This is a genomic window from Clostridia bacterium, assembly GCA_017394805.1.
In the GTDB taxonomy this organism is placed as follows: domain Bacteria; phylum Bacillota; class Clostridia; order Christensenellales; family CAG-1252; genus RUG14300.
The window spans coordinates 20,517-39,795 of record JAFPXC010000014.1; the positions used below are offsets into that span (position 1 = coordinate 20,517).

The window sequence follows — 19,279 nt, forward strand, 5'->3', positions numbered from 1 at the left end:
AAGTTGCCTTTCGCCGCGTGATGTTTTTGCGTTGACTTATTGCGGTTGCGTGCCGGGGATGTAGAGGGGGATACCCACTATCATCTTGCCGTTGCGCTCGCCCAAGCCGTACTCCAGGTAGAGTTGTGCGCCTTGGCCGTCCGTCCAGCAGCCGATGCCGCCCGCCGCCATCTGTTGCGAGATAGTTGCGGCCGCTTGCTCTTCGCTGATACCGTAGGCTTGCGCCACTTGCTCCACCTTTTGGGGCATAGCGTATTGGATGAGCCCTGCGGGAATGTCGATGATGTTCAACTTGATCGAGGGCGCGCCTTGCGGGTCGGAGTCCCAATCGCTGTTGTCGTAGTCGCCTGCCGAGCGGGCGAAGATGGCGAAGTTCATCATTTGACCCGTGCTGTCCAGATCCGTCATACCATTGCCGCTTACGTTGTTGTTGATTTCCGTCTTCACCCACACGGCTGTCGAGGACTGTCCGTAGGCCACGAACCAAGCCTCTTGACCGGTCACCCAGTTTTGGATATTCGAGGCGGTGTCGTAGTCCATATTCAGTTCGCATTGCAGGTCGGCGTCCGCCGCCGCGGCGTATTTGTCATCGAACGCGATGGCCGCGCCGCCTGCGGTGTGCGCCAATTTGGTGTTGGTGAAGGTGAACTTGGTCAGGTTGTACCCGTACACGTCGTTGGCCCAGTTTTCGGTCATGCGGCAGTTGTCGGCGTTCACGACAACGGCGTGCTTGTCGGCGTTGAAGGCGACCTCGGGATTGCCCGTGTAGCCGTCGATGCCGCCGTCCGTAAAGAGGGCGATAGAGGTCTTCTTGACGTGTACGTTATCCAAATTGACGGTACCGCCGCGGCACACGATGCCGAGGTAGGCGGCGCTCATCTTGAGGAGAGGCACTTTGCCGTCGCCCAGGTCTTGGGAGGCGCCGCTCAGGCCTTCTACGTTGTTACCTTCGACCAAGAGGTTGTCCATCGTGAGGGTACCGCCGCAGTAGCGCGCCAAGGTCGAGCCGTCGAGGTCCAAGGTGGCGTTACGATACAGGAAGATACCGATCTGCACGTTGGCGATGCGGTAGCTGTCGCCCGTGGTGAACTTGCTGCCGCTGGCGCCGTATTGGTCGTAGCGGTTGTCGATATAGGGCAACTTGCTGCCGTCGATGGCGAAGAAGTTGCCGTTGATCCGCATCGTATCGGTCGCGTCGGTGGTGAAACGGGTATATACGCCGTGCGCATAGTCGTTTTGGGGCGTACCCGTATCCACGCCTTCCATCACCCAGCCGTTGCCGTCCAGCGTGAGGGCGACGTCTTGAATGTTCTTGCCGTGTCCCGCGATGTAGTCGTCGGCCACCAATTCGGCCTTGATATTACGCAGGATATTGATTTGATGCACCGACAGGTCGCTGTAACGCGATTTGAGGTCGGCGTTGGTGTACACGTTGACGCCGTCGTTCAAGGCCAACTTAAAGGTCTTCACGTTGGCGGCGGCCGCATACTTGGGGGTCATGGTGACGGTCACGGTCTTGCCCGTCAGGCTACCGTCAAAGGTGATGGCGCCCGTCATGGCGTTGACGTTGTAGAGGTTGTCCGCCACGACTTGCTCGCCTTCTTTGACCATCACGTCCACGTTGGCTTGCGCAAAGGGCAGGGCCACGAGGCTGGGCGTTTCGCTGCTGCCTCCGTTGGTGATGATATTTACGTCGAACACGAAGTTATTCACACCCGCGGCCATCACGCTGTCTTGGGTGCGCGCCACTTGGAAGTTGGCGGTACCGCTCTGCGTGTTGTTCACCCAGATATTGGTGTAGTCGGTGCCGTAGTTCATGGTCACGTTATTCACCACTTTGACTTGGCGCGTGTAGGTGAAGGGCGTGCCGTCCACGAGCTTGGTGACGCTCATTTCGAATGCGCCCACGTTTTGTTTGACGTCGAGTTTCGCGCCCGTCTCGGTGATGGTGACGTCGATATAGTCGCCCGCGCCCGAGATGGCGGTGATGCCTTTCAGGTTGTAACTGCCCGCGGTCAAGAACACGAAGGTGAAGTCGTCCGAGAGGGAGTTACGCTCCTTGAAGTAGGTGCCTTTGTCCACGAAGAGTTTGTCGGTTTCGTCTGCCTCTTGGTCGGCGTTGAGTTTCTTCCAATTCTCGTTGATGAACACGGTGCATTTGTCGAAGTCGGCGACCACGAGGCCGCTGAATGCTTTGTCGTCCATCGTGTACCCCGTGAATTGATAGCCGTTACGCGCGTCGGGATTGGCGAGGTTGAAGTCCACGCCGTAGGTTGCCGTGAGGGTGTCGGTCGTATTCCAGCGCACCACTTTCACCGTCAAGGTCTTGGCCGCGAAGATGGCGTAGACGTTCACGTCCGCCTCTATTTCGGCGTCGAAGTCAAAGGCGACGTACTCGTTGGAATTGGTGGACCAACCCACGAAGTTGTAGCCGACCTTTACGGGGGAGGCGATAGCGGTCACCTTGGCGTATTGATTGATTTCGCGTTCGGTGGGCGTACCTTCCACCAAGAAGGTGACGGTCACTTTGTTTTGCGTGAATTCGACGTACACGGTCGTATCGCCCGCAGTCGTATATTTGCCCGAGGTGGCGAAGGTCTCGCCGCCCAAGGTCAAGCGGGAGTAGGTGTAGCCGCGTTTGACATATTCGGTCGTATCGATGGCGTAGTTGGCGTCGTAGGTCACCGCGATGGCGTCCAATTGCGTGCTGCCGTCCATCACATAGACGTGATATTCGTTGGCGTCGTAGAAGGCGTACAAGGTGACGTTGGCGTTGACCACGGCGGTCTTGTCGTAGGCCGTATATTCGTCCGCTTTGGTAGACCAACCGCGGAAGGTATAGCCTTCTTTGGCGGTATTGAGCGCGTCGAGTTTATCTTCGACGGTCGTACCGTCCTCCACCGTCCAGACGGCGGCGGGGGTGTTATTGCCCACGTACACGGTCACTTCGCTCTTGTTGTACATCGGATCGCGCTCGAAGTTGGCCACGACGGTGATAGAGGTCGTCCAGGTGTAGGTACCCGTCGCCTCGAAGGCTTCGCCGTGCAGGGTGTAGCCGTTGAATGCAATGGCCCATTCGGGGAGCGCAGGCTCGGCGGGCAAGGTATAGGTCGCGCCGTAGGCCACCGTTTGGTTGGCGCTCGTCAGGTTCTCCACCGTGATGGCGTACTCGTTGACGGTATACACGGCGTAGAGCGTGACGTCTTGGGCGATGGCGGTGTCGAAGTCAAAGGCCGCGTTCCCGTTTTCTTCTGCCGCCCAATAGGCGAAGGTGTAGCCCACCTTTTCGGGCGCGGTCTTCGCCGTCGCTTTGGCGTACTGATTGATGGTTTCGGTCGTCACTTCGCCTTCTGCCGAGTAGCGCACGGTCACGGTATTTTGCGTATAGGTGGCGGTCACGTAGATATTACGGGTGTAGGTATAGGTGCCCGTTGCCGCGAACGCCTCGCCCTCGAAGGTATATCCCGCGAAGGTGTAGCCCTGTTTTACCGCGGCGGGGACGGTATACGCCGTGCCGTAGGTGACGGCGATGGGTTGAATGGTCTCGCCGCCGGCCGTATTGACCGTGATGGTGTACCCGTTGGCCTCGAATCTTGCCGTGAAGTCCACGTTTTCGGTGATTTGGAAGCTCGTCTTGTCCGCAGGGTAGGCCACGCCCTTATCGTCCGTCCAACCGATGAACGTGTAGCCCTCTTTCGAGGTGGTATAGCTTACGTTGGCGCCGTGGCTTGCCTCGGTGGTGTACAGCACGGTATCGCCGTCTTTGAAGTTGACGGTGTACTTGGCTTCCGCCCAGTTGGCGGTCACGCGGATGGTGTCCGTCAGGTTGTACGTACCGCTCACGGGGAAGGACACTTCGTCCGTACCGTTGTCATAGGTGTACCCCGTAAAGACGAATCCTTCGCGGGTGGGCACGGGCAAGGTATAGGCCTCACCCGGCGTGACGTTCACTTGCTTTTGGTTGGCGGGCAGTTCGCCGCCGGCGGTACGGATGATGACGTAGTACGAAGCGGCCTCGAATTTGGCGTATAAGGTCAATTCCGCCATCACTTTATCCTCGACGTACACGTTAATAAAATCTTTGTCGAGATACCAGTTGACGAACTTTGCGTTTTCTTTGGTGGGCGTGTAGAGCGTGAAGGTCTCGCCCACTTTTACTTGTTGGGTGTTGAGCACCTTGTCCCCGTCCATATAGGTGACGGTGATACTCTTGCTGTTGCAGGCCGCGAAGGTGGCGGTCAAGGCAGCGATGAAGAGCACCAGACAAAGTACGACTGCAATACTCTTTTTCATTAAATAATCCTCCTGATTTAGGTCTGTCGGGGGCGTTTCGATACTCCCTCGGCGGTATTTGCGCCTTTCGTATTCGGCGCAAACGATGTAGTGCGGTTGGCACGGTTGCTACGCACGCGTGGCGTGCGGAATAAAGATGTCAGGCGCTCGCATGGGATAATTGACGCGACCTCGGGCGGATCCCTCTCGGTCGTACCGCTTGCGCCGATAAAGTCTAAATGTCGTCCACGTCGCTCTCGCTGGCTTTGGGCACCAGTTGGATGCTGTCCGAACGGTTGCTGCCGTCGGCCGCCGTGATGGTGATGGTCACGGCCACGTCCTCGAAGAAGGTGACGTATCCCGTGGGGGACACGATGACGTTCTCGGGATCGCTCGACTCGAAGACGACGGATTTATCCGTCGTGTTGTCGGGGCTGACCACCCAATACAGTTGGTAGCCTCGCTTGCTGTCCGTCAATTCGACGGGTTGTATCCAATCGTCACGCAGTTTTTCGTAGTCCGAGTTGGTGAAATAGATCTCCGTGCACTTGGTTTCCTTGTGCGCGTTCTCGATGGCGGCACCCAAAAGGGACACCATCAACACGGCCAGCACGCATTCGACTATGACGACTATGACGACTATTTTCTTGTTCATATCCGCCTCCTATGCCTGTATCTCGTCGAAGTAACTCTTCAGGTTGCTTCGGTAGAGATAGATTCTGGCCGCCAAGAACGCGGCGGCGATGATGAGGATGCGCACCCACCCCGTCGTGTAGTTGTCGATGAGGAGCAAAAGGGTGATCACACCCACCAACGTCGCGGTCACGAATCCCATCACGATGGCCTTGGCCACGTTGGGGTTGTCCACCACGGCGTCGCCTTGGGTAATGTAGTCGGCGATCTTGGGGTTGCGTATATCCAATTCGAAACTCCAAAAGATATGCCCTATGGAGAACAGTACGATGAGCAAGGTCATCAACACCAATTCGGTCGCCGACAGCGAGGTGGACAGGGCCAATCCGTTGGAGAAGCGGAAGGGAATGCGAATGAGCACGATGGACACCACCACGGCGATGAGGTTGACGATGCTGGTCACGGTCAATTTGGCCCAGGTCATGGTCATCATATTGCTGGGCGCGGCTTTCAGCACGGCGAACTCGCTGCCTTCGGACGACAGCGCCTGCGCGCAGTTCGCGTTATGCGTGCCCAAAAGGCTCAATATGATCATCACGTTGAAGGCCACGGTCATATAGTTGCCGTATAGGTTGGTATTGATGGCCGTGATGATGATATTGAGGATATAGGTTATCATGGGGAAGATCAAGATGACCGACAAGGCCGAGTTGACCTCTTTGGGCGTGCGGAACATCAAGGTGAACTCTTTGCGCAGGAAGGTCGCAAAGAGGCCGTGCTTCTTCGCCTTGCGCACTTTGTGCCCTTTGTTGCGCGCCGATTCCGCAGTAGAAGATGCCGCCTTGAAGTAGAAAGGCATAGCCACCAGGAAGCACAACGCGCCCAACCCCGCGAAGATGACGAGGTTCAGGGGTAGATACAGCCACACTTTCGTGCCGAACAGCATCCTGCCGAAGAAGTTGTACCACAAGGCAAACTTATTGACGGCGGCGAAGGCTCTCTCCAGGCTGGCCAAGAATTGCACGTACGTCGTCACCAGTTTCAACGGCGGCGTGATGAGGGACAGGATATGCACCACCAGCACGAACACGCCGATGAGGGCGGCGGCTACGACCAACGCATAGAGCCATATATGCTTGTCGAGGAATCGCTTGACGTAGATGGCGCCTATGGACAAAGTCGCGCCCAACAGCACGGGCAATAGGCACAGCATGAGCCAAGCGGGCACGACGAGCACCCAATAGGCCACGCCGGGCGTCGCGGCGATGCCGAACGCCACCAGGAAGGGCAGTACGAAGAAGAAACTCTTTTTGAATTCTTCTACCGAAAATACCAATATCTTGCTCACGAATATCTCGTTGTAGTGGCAGGGGAATGCCAAAAGCATATTGTTTTCGCGGCTCAGGTACAATACCGACATCATGCTGGCGGTACAACTGATGATGCCGAACAGTTGCGTGACGAACAGCACGGTCGTCAGCAGATTCGCGCTCAGGTTGAATTGATAGGTGTTCTTGACGTACCGCAGCAAAAAGATCAGGCCCGCCGTGATGGCGGCCACGCCCAACGTCCCCAAGAAATAGCGGAAGGCGAGGGCTTTCTTGTTGCCTTGCCGTATGGCGCGCCACTTATCTCCCGTCTGCAAGAGGAACAGGTATTTGATTCGCCGCATGGACGAATTGCGTTCTTCCTTGGTCTTTCTCATGGTTTAGTCTTCCGTCGTATCGTTCGGTTTATCCTCAACCGTTTGTTCGTTCGTTTCTTCCGCTTCGGCGGCTTCCGTCGCTTCGCCCGTCGTTTGGTCGGCGGCGGCTTCTGCCAACGCGGCGGTTTCGTCTACGGCCGCGTCCGCGTTTTCGGTTTCGGTGTGCTCGCCGTACTTATCCGACTTGTTGCGCTCGGATTCCTGCGCGTATTGCAGGTAGATCTGCTCCAAGGACAGCCCTTGGTCGTGTATTTCCTTGGCCGTGCACACGCGGCACAGTTTGCCGCCCGAGATAATGGCCACGCGGTCGCATATCTTCTCGACCACTTCTATGACGTGGCTGGAGAAGAACACCACGTTGCCCGCGTTCGCGTGCTCGCGCATACATTCCTTTATTTGATAGGCGCTCGTGGGGTCCAATCCCGTCAAAGGCTCGTCCAGCACCCACACTTTGGGGTTGTGGATAAGGGCGCTTATCACCATTATCTTTTGCTTCATACCATGGCTGTAGCCCTTGATCTCGCGGTCCAAAGCGTCCTCGATGCCGAACATTTGGGCGTAGTGCGCCAATCGCTCGGCCTTGTCCTCTTCGCTCACCATATAGAGGTCCGCGACGTAACTCACGTATTCGCGGCCCGTCAGTTTCTCGTACACGGCGTGGTTATCCGACACGTAGCCGATACGCAACTTGGCCTCCATCGGCTGTCGGGCTATATCGTAGCCGTCTATCTCGATGCTGCCTTCGGTGATGGTCTGTATGCCGACCATACTCTTGATGGTGGTGGACTTGCCCGCGCCGTTGTGTCCTATGAAGCCGAACACTTCGCCGTCGTTGATTTCCAACGTGATATCGTCCACGGCTTTGCGGTTGCTGCCTGCGTAAGTTTTGGAGAAATGATTAATGCGTATCATATCGACTCCTTCGGGGTTCAATGGTTCCTTGGGACTGCGCCCGTCTAATTCTTTTAACAAATTGAGTTGGTCTATTTTGCGCAGGCGTTTACGTCTGGCGAGTTCCTGGTGTCGGTCGCCCACCTTGTAGGTGATGCCGTACACGCCCCACATCACGAACATCAGAGCCACGGCTATCACGAAGACGGTGATATCGTACAGCCAGAAGTAGACTATCTTGGTATCGGCGGACACGTTGATGGTCCACACGAAGTTTTCCTTGATGGGTATGGCCCAGGCGAACTTATCCGTGAAGAACGTGCTGTACAGGAAGAAGTAGTCCACTTCCGAGCCGGTCGTATTGAGGGGCGAGTTGTTGAGCCAACCGTCCAGGGTCGCCGCCGCCAATACGTACACGGCGAAGGCCGCGATGGCCTTGTACATCAACTTGATATTGGGGCGCTCGAATACCCGTAGCGCCACGCCGAGGAAGGGAAGCACCACGGCGTAGATATGGTTGTACCAAAATACGATATTGCCGCCCTTGGTCAATTCGCCCGTCGTGTTGGGCAGGATAATGGCCATCAACGCGCCCATGATATTCACGAGGTAGGTGAAGTAGAACACGCCCTTCAAGCGGAAGGCGTAGGCGAAGAACATCAACGCGATGGCCGTATTGCAGAGGTGCAGAGGCAGGCTGGTCAGGCCCGAGCGGTGGGATTGCCACACAAAGTATTGAATGAATCCGGACAAGGCCAGCATCATCAACATATAGCGGCGCTCCTCGTAGGACTTCTTGCGCATGAGGAAGTACACCGCGAAGGGGAACAGCACGGTCAAATAGATGAGCAGGCGGTGCGTCAGCACGAAGCCCGAGGTCTTTTGACCGATATAACCCACGCACAGTTGCGGCCCGTACACGGGCATAAACGCCATCAGGTAGAAGAGGACGTAGAGCCCCATTCGGCCCAAACGTTTGCCTAAGTTTTGCCACCGCTTTTCCACGATCAAAGCGATGAGTTCCTTGACGGACAACGCCCCCGCGAACGCCACCAGGCACGCGTAGATCACGGTGCGCCAATGGTAGGGTTGCCAACTGCCGATATAAGAGGTCATTATCGTGCGGAAGAAAATCGCGTTGAGCAGGGCGAAAATCGGCCCGACCAACGCCGTGAAGTCGCGCGCGGTCTCCTTGTCGTAGAAGGGCAACAAGATCACGGTGGCCAAGGTCATCGCCGAGAACCAACGCAATATCATCAATAGGACCGTGGTCGCCGCCGGGAACGCGGACATGACGAGATGCCCGTCCGCCACCGTTTTGGCGTTCAGGGTCATATAACTCAAATCGTTTTGGGTAAAGAGATGCGGAATAAAGAGCAAGAAAAGCAGTGCCGACATCAATCGGAACAGCAGATTGCCCATATTATATTGTTTGGATTTGACCGTGAGGGTTTTGTCTTTCAGCCACCTCTGTACAAAAAAGAACAGCGTGCCGAAACCTACCGTGCCCAATGCCACTAAGCTTTCGTTCATACCATGTGCACCGAGGGTGCAACCGATCGTCTTTCTTCGCCCGCCGAAACGGCCGCCCATCGACGTCCCAATCGGGGGATTGACCTTTCCTTCGCTCTGTCACACGACAGCCTGCGGAAAGTGGCGGCGGATCTTCCAATCAATCGTTTGTTCGTCGATATCCCATCGATGAATTGCCTGACCCCAATCGCAATATAGTCGGTAGCCTTCGATAATCGTCGTATAGATTATTACGGTCTACGGCGGCGAGCGCATTCGCCTCATCCTGTCTGTCAAACTGATTGTATTGGCAGTTGTTCGCTGCAACCCTATTATACCCCACCTACGGAGATTCGTCAACCCGTATTCACCAACCTATCCTCCAAAAGTAGGAAAAAACGCACAAAAAAGTAAAAAATATCGTATAAATATAAAATTTACGCGCATAACTGCATACTTATAATGCCCGCGCACTTCAAAATCACTATGCCAAACTACTATGCCAAACTATTTATGGATACAATATTTGTATGTGAGAAAAACCGCACGAGCGTAGGCTTTCACTTGTGTTTTTCGGTTTTTTCGCAACGAAAAACGGCGGTTTTACCCGCCGCCTTCGATGTGATTTTCGCTATTTTACGCTCGACAAAAACGCTTTCGTGCGTTCCTCTTTGGGGTGGTTGAATATCTCGTCCGGTGTACCTTCTTCGAGGATCACGCCCGCGTCCATAAACACCACTTTGTTGGCCACTTCTTTGGCAAACCCCATCTCGTGCGTCACCACGATCATGGTCAATCCCGATTCGGCGAGGGTACGCATGACGGACAGCACTTCGCCCACCATTTCGGGGTCCAGGGCCGAGGTCGGCTCGTCGAAGAGAATGACGTCGGGTTCCATCGCCAACGCCCGTGCGATGGCGACGCGTTGTTTTTGTCCGCCCGACAGTTGGCGGGGTTTTGCTTTGATGAAACTGTCCATACCCACGATGGACAGATACTTCATCGCCCGCGCCTTGGCCTCTTCTTTCGAGAGGTGCAAGACGGTTTTCAAGCCCAGGGTGCAGTTACCCAGCACCGAATGGTTGTTGAACAGGTTGAAACTTTGGAACACCATTCCCACTTTCTCGCGGTACTTGTCGGGGTTTTTGGTGTGGACTATATCCGTACCGTGGTACAGCACGCGGCCGGTGGTGGGGGTTTCAAACAGGTTGATACACCGCAAGAGCGTGCTCTTGCCGCTGCCCGAACTGCCGATGATACAGGTCACGTCCCCTTTCTTCACCGAGAAGTCGATATCGCGCAGAACGACGTGCGTGCCGAAAGTCTTGCCAAGGTGCTCTATACGGATGATCTCGTTCTCGTCCGCGGGCGTTTCGACGTCGATGGGGGCGGCTTCCGTTTGGACGATTGCTTCTTCCGCGTTTTCCAATGCGGCGTTCATTTCTTCACTCATATCGTTCACCTCCTGTTCCTATGGCGCATTTCGTTTTTCGCGCGTTGTTCGAGGGTGATGCTTTCCTCCATGGCGAACCCTTCGGCGGACATATTGCCCGAGCCTTGCACTTGGTAATCCTTTTTGCCGTCCATCTTCTTCTCGATGAAGCGCAAGAGTAGGGTGATGGAGTAGGTCAGCACGAAGTAAATACCCGCGACCAAGAGGTAGGTTTCGAAGGTCAGATAGTTACTGCGCACGATATCCTTGGCTTGGAAAAACAACTCCATAAAGCCGATGACGTTCAATACGGACGTATCCTTGATATTGATGACGAACTCGTTGCTTACCGAAGGTAAGATGTTGCGCAACGCCTGCGGAATGACCACGTAAATCATGGTCTTGGTATGGCTCATACCGATGGCGTGCGCGCCCTCGAATTGCCCGTTGTCGATACTGATAATGCCGCCGCGGACGATCTCTGCCATATAAGCGCCCGTGTTGATACTCACGATGACCAGCGCCGAGAACGTCACGTCCAACGTGCGCCCGTTGTTCAGCAAAGCAAATCCCCAAAAGATGACCATGGCTTGCACCATCATAGGCGTACAGCGGAAGACTTCCACGTAGGCGGACAAGATGACGTCGGCTATCTTTTTGAGGACTTTCAGGAAGCGATTGCGGGGGGTGGGGATGGTGCGGAATACGCCTATCATTAGACCGATGAGTAGGCCGATGATAGTGCCGATGAGGGCCACCAGCATCGTGTACCCCACGCCCAGCAATATACTGTGGTAGTAGTTTTCGAGAATACTACCGATTCGTTGAAAAAACATACTTGTACCTTATTCTGCGTTCTTTTGTTCGCGTTCGAATAATATATTATTCGACCACGTTCGTACCCGTCGAGTAATTGGTCGCTTGTACCATCATTTGTAGGCGGGTTTCTTGGTTGATGGCGGCCAAGGCGGCGTTCACTTTGGCGGTCAGGGCGCTGCCTTTCTTCAAACCTACGGCGATGGCCGTATCCTCGGCGGAAGCCGCGAAGCCCGTGCCGTTGTTGGTCAGGTGGATATAGGTGAAGTCGCTGTTGGAGGCGCAGTTCTCCACGGCACCCGGCTCTTCGGCGACGTAACCATCGATGACTCTGGTGTTAAGGGCGTTGATCATGGCGGGGAAGTCTTCCATACCTTGTTGATAGGGATTGACGATGCCTTTGGCGGGGCCTTGCGCGTTCAAAGCGTCCAAGTGGAAGGTGCCCGATTGCGCGGTAATCTTGGCGCCCGAGAGGTCGGCGAGGGATTGCGCGTCCTTGTATGCGCCGTCTTTGCGGACCACCACGACCAATTGGCTGTCGTAGTAGGCGTCCGAGAAGTCGATGCTCTCTTTACGCTCGGCGGTGGGGCTCATACCCGCGATGATCATATCGATGGTACCGGCCATGACGGCGGGGATAAGGGGATCCCATTCCATCTTGACGACGACCAATTCACGGCCCAGACTTTCGGCGATCTTTTTGGCGATCATCACGTCGTAGCCGTTGGCGTAGCCCGTCGCGCGCTTATAGTTGGTATTGTAGATAGGCACCGCGCCGTTGGAGTCGTCCGATTGGGTGAAGTTGAAGGGGGCGTACGCGCATTCCAAACCCACGTACAGTTTCTCCTTCTCGCCCGACGGCTTGTCGTTACAACCCGTAAAGGCGACGGCTAATGTGGCTATCATAGCCACGACGATGACCAGACTGATGATTTTGACGGATTTTCTCATGTTTGTACTCCTTTGAGAAATAGATTTAACCGGTTTTGAGTTTTCCATAGCCCGTTACGAAAAAAATCCCGCAACAAGCGAAAGCCATATTGCGGTCAACAATATTTGATAGCTCTCCACTTGCGTGACAGTCCGACGCATATTCTACGCCGTCCCAGCAGAACCGCCCGACAGACCGAAGGGTTTTGCTTCGGTGACCTTTCCTTTACCGCCGAGTGTTGTCTGTGCCGCTCGGTTTATCATAAAGGTCACGACCTCTATCCAATTATGTATTCATTGTAGCAAACCCCTTTCGACCAAGTCAATCGAAAATAAGGGGCAATTTACATTTTTTTATTTTTGTTGCGTTTTGCCTTGGCGGTGGCGTTTGGGGCGCGCCCGCCGATACCGCGCATACCGCTATGCGGTATGGCCGGTCTTGTCGCATGTGTTTTTCGCGTTTTTTCTCGGCGTGCGTCTTCTCAGCAGCCTTTCGGCACGACGAAACGGATACCTTTTTCTATGTTTTTGACGGTGATTTCCGTTTGGTAGATCACTTCGCCGTCCAGGCTTACGCCGAAGCCCTCGGGCACGGATATTTGCACTTCCTTCGCGCGTATATGGCGCACAAATTTTTTGAAACGCGGGCTGTCGAGGTATTCGCCCGACTGATATTCGCCCATACGGGACAAAAAGCCGATACGCGAGATGGGGCTGATGCCCGCCACTTCCAATAGACCGTCCTTGTTGTCGCTATAGGGGGCGCACTTGTAGCCGCCGCCCACGTATTTGCCGTTGCAGATGGTGCAGATGAGGTAGTCCCCGTCGATAAAGGTGTTGCCGTCGCACACGACTTTGGCTTGGTTGCGCATACCGTGCACGAGGGTGTACAGCACGGCCGACATATACGGATTCTTCTTTGTATGGCGATACTCCGAGATTTTCGCGGCCACGTAACTGTCGAAGCCGAAGTGGCAGGCGTTCAGGGCGTAGCGGTCGCCCACTTGCATAATATCCACTTCTTCCACGGTGCCGTTCATCAAGTTGTCGAGGTCGAGGAAGGCTTCCTTTGCGCCGTAGTATTTCAGGTAGTCGTTGCCGCTGCCGCAGGGGTACACCGAGATGGCCGCGTTCTTGTGCCCGACCGCGCCCGACGCCACTTCGTTCAGGGTGCCGTCGCCGCCGCACGCGTAGAAACGGATCTCCTCGTCGGGGTGCGCGTTGCAGTAGTCGTTCACGTATTTGGTAGCGTCTTGAGGCTCGGTAGTCATATAGTAATCCACGTTATAGACGCCCTTGCGTTCGAGTATGGCTTTCACGAGAGGTTGTTTGTCGCTGCCCTTGCCCGAGGTGGGGTTGATAACGAAAATGTGATGTATTTGCATAATATATCCTCCGCCAACAGTATAGCAATCTCTCATTTTCGTGTCAACCGATTTGCACCCACACTATTTCTCCCGTACCTCGGCACGGATTTCTCGCGCTTTGTTGACATTCGCCCTTGCCCCGTCTATAATAGTAATATGCCGCTTCGGCGGTAGTGATTTTTTTGCTATGGGAGCAGATATGAAAGGATGGGGTTTAACGGATACGGAAGCGGCCGCTTCGCGTGAGCAATACGGCACCAATCGCCTCAGCGAGACCAAAGGCGAGGGCTTCTTGCGCAAGTGGTTCGGCAATTTCCGCGATCCGATGATTCGCATTTTGATGGTGGCGTTGGTCGTCAATATAGGCCTTACCGTATACGAGCAGGTTGCCAAAGGCAAGGCAGAGTGGTTCGAGCCGATCGGCATCGCGGCGGCCGTTCTCATCGCCACCTTGGTATCCACTTTTTCCGAGTACAAGAACGAAAACGCCTTCCGCAAGTTGCAGGAAGAGGCTTCGCGCATCCTTTGCCGCGTATGGCGCAACGGCGTCATCGTGGAGTTGAGCGTGGACGACTTGGTCGTGGGCGACTGCGTTATGTTGCAGGCGGGCGACAAGGTTCCCGCCGACGGTCGTATGGTAGACGGTCGCATCGCCGTGGACCAATCCGTCCTCAACGGCGAAAGCCGCGAGTGCGACAAGACGGCGGTCACCCCGCCCGAGGACTATACGCCCGACCTACTGGACGGATTCAGCGTCTATCGCGGCTCGGTCGTGAGCGAAGGCGCGGGCATTATGGAAGTCACGGTCGTGGGCGACCGCAGCGTGTACGGCGCCATTGCCCGGGAGTTGCAGGAGAATACCGACCGTCCTTCCCCCCTCAAGGTCAAGTTGGCCAAGTTGGCCAAGGGCATCAGCCGTTTCGGCTACGTGGGCGGCGTGCTCATCGCCTTGCTGTTTTTGTTCCTCAAGTTTTTCGTGGCGCAGGGCTTTGACGGCACGCTCATTCGCGAATATTTCTCCCAATGGGACGTGGTCTTGTCCGACGTCATCGAGTCGGTGATGCTCGCGGTGGTGGTCATCGTCATGGCCGTACCCGAGGGGTTGCCTTTGATGATCGCTTTGGTCAGCGGTCTCAATATGCGCAAAATGCTCCGCGACAACGTCTTGGTGCGCAAGATTATGAGCATCGAGACGGCGGGTAGTCTCAACATTCTGTTCACCGACAAGACGGGCACCGTCACCAAAGGGCTTTTGTCCGTCGTTTCCTTTGTGGACGGCGCGGGCAACGCGTACGCGGCGGACGCTCTTCCCGCCTCTTTCCGCGACCGACTTGCCGTGTCGTTCAAGACGTGCAGCGAGTCCGTCCTCACGGGTGAGGGCGACGCCCGCAAGGCCGTGGGCGGCAACGCCACCGATCGCGCGTTGCTCACCTTCGCCAAGGACTTCTCCGTCGATGACGTCACGGTCGCTTGCCGTCTTCCTTTCGACAGCGCCAAGAAGTATTCCGCGGCCACGGCGGACGGCGTCACCTACGTCCGCGGCGCGGGAGAGCGCGTTTTGGCGATGTGCACGAAATACGTAGACGTAGAGGGCAATTTGCTACCATTGGACGCCGATGCGGTGCTTTCCATCATGGACGAGATGAGTTGTCGCGCCATGCGTTTGCTGGGCGCGGCCTACGCCTTGGGCGCCATTTCCGAGGAGGGCGAGTTGCCCGACGCCGAGTACGTTTGGATAGGCATGGCGGCCATTCGCGACGACTTGCGCGAGGATGCGCGTGAGGCCATCGCCACCGTGCAGGGCGCGGGCGTACAAGTGGTCATGATCACGGGCGACCGCAAGGAGACGGCCACCGCCATAGCCCGCGAGGCGGGCATTCTTAGGGGCGAGGACGACTTGGTGCTCACCAGCGACGAGTTGGCGGCCTATACCGACGATGGACTCAAAGAGATATTGCCGCGCTTGCGCGTGGTCGCGCGCGCCTTGCCTTCGGACAAGAGCCGTTTGGTCACCGCCGCCAAGGAACTCGATCTCGTGGTGGGCATGACGGGCGACGGCGTCAACGACAGCCCCGCGCTCAAAAAGGCGGACGTGGGCTTTGCGATGGGCGGCGGCACCGAGGTAGCCAAAGAGGCGGGCGATATCGTCATTCTGGACGACAAGTTTTCCACCCTCGGCAAGGCCATTCTCTACGGTCGCACCATTTTCAACAACATTCGCAAGTTCATCGTCTACCAACTCACCATCAACGTCGCGGCCGTGGCCATCAATATCCTCGCGCCCATCTTCGGCATCGTCAATCCCCTCACCATCATGCAGATATTGTGGCTCAATCTGGTCATCGACACCTTGGCGGCCTTGGCCTTCGGCGGCGAGCCGCCGTTGGACAGGTATATGCTCGAGCGCCCCAAGTCCCGCGCCGAGGCCTTGGTCAGCCGCAATATGTGGTCGGCGGTCTTCACGAGTGCCGCCGTGATGGTCGGCCTGAGCCTCGTCCTATTGTTGACGGGGGGCGTCAAATCCTTCTTTGGCGCGGATAGGGGGTATACGTCCGACGATATTTTGCGCACGGCGTTCTTCACCTTCTTCATCTTCGCCGCCGTATTCAACGGCTTCAACGTGCGCGCCGAGGGGCTCAACCTATTCGAGAATATCACCCGCAACCGCGGCTTCCTTCTCTGTATGAGCGGCATCGCGGTCATTCAACTGCTTCTTACCTATTTCGGCAACAAAGTCTTCGCCTGCTACGGTCTTTCCGTCACCCAACTCTTGGTCGTATTGGCCTTCGCCTTCGTCATCATTCCCGTGGACTTGGTGCGCAAACTCATCGTCCGCGCCCTCGCCCGCCGCAAAGCGCGGACGGCCTGATACGCCGCGATTCCTCTATTGGCCAAAAGGTCTTGCCATCGAGGGGAACCGTTGACTGCAATCCGCCGTAAAACGTTCCGTTCCTACGCCCCGACTTTTACGTTATCGTATTCGCGGTGATTCGTCAGCCACGGGAGATTTCCGAATCAAGCGCAACACCTTGCGAAAAATAACGCCCCGAGATTTTTCTCGGGGCGCACTTGTTGTGGCGGAAAAGTTATCCTATTCGGGTTCCTCGATGTTCTGTATAATCGGTACGACTTGCGCTGTTGCGTTACACTTCATACAATGATTGATATGGGTATGATTATTGTAGTACCAAGTATGAGCCTCGGTGTATAGCGTGTAGGAACATTTTGCGCATCTACTTCTATGCCCTTGATATATTCCGAGATTGATATAGATTAATTGATGCGATTCGTTGTCGGAGTATCCGCATATCGAGCAAGTCCGCGAGTGCTCGCTACTTCCTTGCGAAACGTAGGCGTAGGTATGCGCCACCGTTTCCGTATAGCCGCATTCGGTACATGTATGGTAGTGTCCCGTGCCGTTGTTGTATTGCCACGCCCCGTAGGTATGCGGTTCTTTGACGGTATGCGTTCCCCCGCACGCGGTGCAATTCACGTAGGTGGCGTAGTGCCGTTCCGCATTATATAACGCGGTGCTTTTTTGTTGCGCGTGCAATTCCAGTGCGGCGCCCGCATTCAGCATGCCACCTTTTTTGCAATATCCGTGTAAAAAGGAGCAGTCGGTAACATTTTCCAAAATGTGTGCTTTTACTTGACTCGCCGTAATATTGGGTATATAGGAGTATAGCAGTGCCGCTACGCCCGCCACCATCGGTGCGGCAAAAGAGGTGCCCGATACGATTTCATAGCCGGTAATAGCAGTACTGTAAATGTTGATACCCGGAGCAAACAAATCTACTGTTTCATCTCCATAATTGGAAGAACTATGCGGGTAAGGAAGTCCGATTGCAAAATCACAATTCCCAACTACGATTAGGTTGCTCAAATATTCTGCTGAACTTGTTTTATTGTATATTTGCGGATATAAAACGCTATTATCCAAGTCACTTCCGTCATTGCCTGCAGCGCAAATGAGTAGGCCGTCATAATTGCTAAGAATAGTATGAAGTGCAAAATTTTCCAAAGAGGAAGCTAAGCTCATATTCAATATGTGTATACCGTTCTCTTTTGCGTATGAAACAGCATCGGTTATATTGTTTATATGATCAACTTTCAATGAAACCAAACGCACGTTAGGAGCCACACCTTTTGTTTCTCCTGTCCCCTCTGCTGCTATGATGCCGGCTACTTTCGTGCCGTGTCCTGTGGCATCTTCGGGTTCTGGGATTGGAATGAATTCGCCGTTGGCGACCGTGAAATCCCTATGCATAGCCGTATCATCAAGGTTGTTGTCAAGGTTAGAATGATTATGGTCTATACCCGAGTCCAGCACGCCCACCAACACGTCTTCACTCCCTTCTGTCAACGCCCAAGCGGCTGCGACGTTGATATAGGAAGCCCAATCGGTGGGCGTAATAGAGTTCCCACCTTCGCTATCGAAAGTAAGCCTCTCATCGGGGCACGCTTCTTCTATGTCGGGGCGTCTTTCCAAAATAAGGCAAATTCGTACCGTGTCTTCAAGAGAGGAAGATGTGAAAATCAATCCAATCTGTTGTTGATAGGTTTCCGGATTTATCCAAGGATACTCTTTTTCGGTTGGTACACCTTTCAACTTCGCTTCAACGTAGTCCATTACAGTTTGATAGCCGTGGACGAGGGAGCATTCGCCAACCTCTTTGAAATCTTCCGTCGTATATTTCTTAAATTTCCTCGTGGCTTCCATCGTTAACGTTATGATTAGAGAGCCCGTACCCAATTTTTCGACTCTTCCGCCGAATCTTGCCGCGTATCGTTCAATCGCGGCTTGTATCTCCTCGTCCGTCGGCTCGTATGGCTCTTGTGTTTGCGTGTTGTCGTCCTGCGGTGCGTTCCTATCCCCGCACCCCATGGCCACCGCCATCACGAGGCACGCAAGGATAGCGACAATCAATAACAACGTAAACTTTTTCATAATTTATCCTCCTTATTTATTCTCGCCGAAAGCATTTTGCCTTCCTACAATAAATAATGCTTTAGGCTCCCGTTTTGTCCCATATATTCTTAGGCTGTTGTTTCAACGGACATTTTTCCCTCGTCTATCCCCGTATCTACCACGCCGACCTTGATAATCGTATCGCTCTCACAAAGTGCAATTGCTTCGGATAGCTGAATCATAGGATGCCACCAGTTCTCCAAAGAAACGCTGGTTTCGCCGATTATTTTTGTCTGCCACACTATTTCTGCTTTTTCTACGTCGTCACGGTGCTCTAAAATGATTATCGCCCTTATCACGTTCTCCTTGTCGTTTTCGGGAAGTTTGATCTCCCATTTTGTTTGATAGGTATCCAAGTCGATATGATAATCCGTTGATGTTTGAGACAATCCGTAATATGCGTTTTTTGCACTTTCGAATTGTGCGGTTATTCCTAAATACACGTCCGTCGCATTTACTTCTGAGAAATCGTCTGTCGTGTAATATTTGAATGCTCTTGTGGCTTCCTTTGTAAGTGTAACGCTCAAACGATTATCCCAAAAATCCCAGTCTTGCTTGCCATTAATCTCTTGCATCCAACGCGCTTGTATCTCCTCGTCCGTCGGCTCGTATGGCTCTTGTGTTTGCGTGTTGTCGTCCTGCGGTGTGTTCCTGTCCCCGCACCCCACGGCCATCGCCATCACGAGGCACGCAAGGATAGCGACAATCAATAACAACGTGAACTTTTTCATAATTTATCCTCCTTATTTATT

Annotated in this window: 11 protein-coding genes; 1 reads left to right on the top strand and 10 read right to left on the bottom strand. The window is 54.6% G+C overall.

The window, feature by feature from the left end; genetic code table 11:
* Window positions 1–36: 36 nt before the first annotated feature.
* The 8 genes from II896_04010 to II896_04045 all read right to left on the bottom strand — a co-directional run bounded on the left by II896_04010 (window position 37) and on the right by II896_04045 (window position 13,576).
* Complete coding sequence (locus tag II896_04010) at window positions 37–4,293, bottom strand: InlB B-repeat-containing protein (GenBank protein ID MBQ4443809.1); 4,257 nt, start codon at window positions 4,291–4,293, stop codon at window positions 37–39.
* Between the two features lie 214 nt (window positions 4,294–4,507).
* Window positions 4,508–4,927 carry an Ig-like domain-containing protein gene (locus II896_04015; GenBank protein ID MBQ4443810.1) on the bottom strand — a complete coding sequence of 140 codons (420 nt, stop codon included), beginning with the start codon at window positions 4,925–4,927 and terminating at the stop codon, window positions 4,508–4,510.
* Between the two features lie 9 nt (window positions 4,928–4,936).
* On the bottom strand, window positions 4,937–6,610 hold the full coding sequence (locus II896_04020) for a hypothetical protein (protein MBQ4443811.1): 1,674 nt from the start codon (window positions 6,608–6,610) through the stop codon (window positions 4,937–4,939).
* Window positions 6,611–6,613: 3 nt separating this feature from the next.
* Window positions 6,614–9,034 (bottom strand): YwaF family protein, encoded by a 2,421-nt coding sequence (locus tag II896_04025; protein MBQ4443812.1) that lies wholly within the window; start codon window positions 9,032–9,034, stop codon window positions 6,614–6,616.
* Window positions 9,035–9,644: 610 nt separating this feature from the next.
* Window positions 9,645–10,364, bottom strand: coding sequence for an amino acid ABC transporter ATP-binding protein (locus II896_04030; GenBank protein MBQ4443813.1), 720 nt, complete (start codon window positions 10,362–10,364; stop codon window positions 9,645–9,647).
* A 107-nt stretch (window positions 10,365–10,471) separates the two neighbouring features.
* Window positions 10,472–11,281 (bottom strand): amino acid ABC transporter permease, encoded by an 810-nt coding sequence (locus II896_04035; protein MBQ4443814.1) that lies wholly within the window; start codon window positions 11,279–11,281, stop codon window positions 10,472–10,474.
* 46 nt (window positions 11,282–11,327) lie between these two features.
* Complete coding sequence (locus II896_04040; GenBank protein ID MBQ4443815.1) at window positions 11,328–12,212, bottom strand: transporter substrate-binding domain-containing protein; 885 nt, start codon at window positions 12,210–12,212, stop codon at window positions 11,328–11,330.
* A gap of 461 nt (window positions 12,213–12,673) precedes the next feature.
* Complete coding sequence (locus II896_04045) at window positions 12,674–13,576, bottom strand: hypothetical protein (GenBank protein MBQ4443816.1); 903 nt, start codon at window positions 13,574–13,576, stop codon at window positions 12,674–12,676.
* A 181-nt stretch (window positions 13,577–13,757) separates the two neighbouring features.
* Between II896_04045 and II896_04050 the strand changes: the two genes are divergently transcribed.
* Window positions 13,758–16,427: a calcium-translocating P-type ATPase, PMCA-type gene (locus II896_04050; protein MBQ4443817.1), complete on the top strand. Its 2,670-nt coding sequence runs from the start codon at window positions 13,758–13,760 to the stop codon at window positions 16,425–16,427.
* Between the two features lie 222 nt (window positions 16,428–16,649).
* On the opposite strand, the gene II896_04055 is transcribed toward II896_04050, so the two are convergent.
* Window positions 16,650–18,506, bottom strand: a complete 1,857-nt coding sequence (locus II896_04055; protein MBQ4443818.1) for a S8 family serine peptidase — start codon at window positions 18,504–18,506, stop codon at window positions 16,650–16,652.
* 89 nt (window positions 18,507–18,595) lie between these two features.
* Entirely contained in the window at window positions 18,596–19,258 is a 663-nt protein-coding gene (locus tag II896_04060; protein MBQ4443819.1) for a hypothetical protein, read from the bottom strand.
* Window positions 19,259–19,279 lie beyond the last annotated feature (21 nt).

Excerpts from the sequence above, each read along its gene's own strand:
- II896_04010 (MBQ4443809.1), bottom strand. The coding sequence starts at position 4,293 with ATGAAAAAGAGTATTGCAGTCGTACTTTGTCTGGTGCTCTTCATCGCT.
- II896_04015 (MBQ4443810.1), bottom strand. The coding sequence starts at position 4,927 with ATGAACAAGAAAATAGTCGTCATAGTCGTCATAGTCGAATGCGTGCTG.
- II896_04020 (MBQ4443811.1), bottom strand. The coding sequence starts at position 6,610 with ATGAGAAAGACCAAGGAAGAACGCAATTCGTCCATGCGGCGAATCAAA.
- II896_04025 (MBQ4443812.1), bottom strand. The coding sequence starts at position 9,034 with ATGAACGAAAGCTTAGTGGCATTGGGCACGGTAGGTTTCGGCACGCTG.
- II896_04035 (MBQ4443814.1), bottom strand. The coding sequence starts at position 11,281 with ATGTTTTTTCAACGAATCGGTAGTATTCTCGAAAACTACTACCACAGT.
- II896_04040 (MBQ4443815.1), bottom strand. The coding sequence starts at position 12,212 with ATGAGAAAATCCGTCAAAATCATCAGTCTGGTCATCGTCGTGGCTATG.
- II896_04045 (MBQ4443816.1), bottom strand. The coding sequence starts at position 13,576 with ATGCAAATACATCACATTTTCGTTATCAACCCCACCTCGGGCAAGGGC.
- II896_04050 (MBQ4443817.1), top strand. The coding sequence starts at position 13,758 with ATGAAAGGATGGGGTTTAACGGATACGGAAGCGGCCGCTTCGCGTGAG.
- II896_04055 (MBQ4443818.1), bottom strand. The coding sequence starts at position 18,506 with ATGAAAAAGTTTACGTTGTTATTGATTGTCGCTATCCTTGCGTGCCTC.
- II896_04060 (MBQ4443819.1), bottom strand. The coding sequence starts at position 19,258 with ATGAAAAAGTTCACGTTGTTATTGATTGTCGCTATCCTTGCGTGCCTC.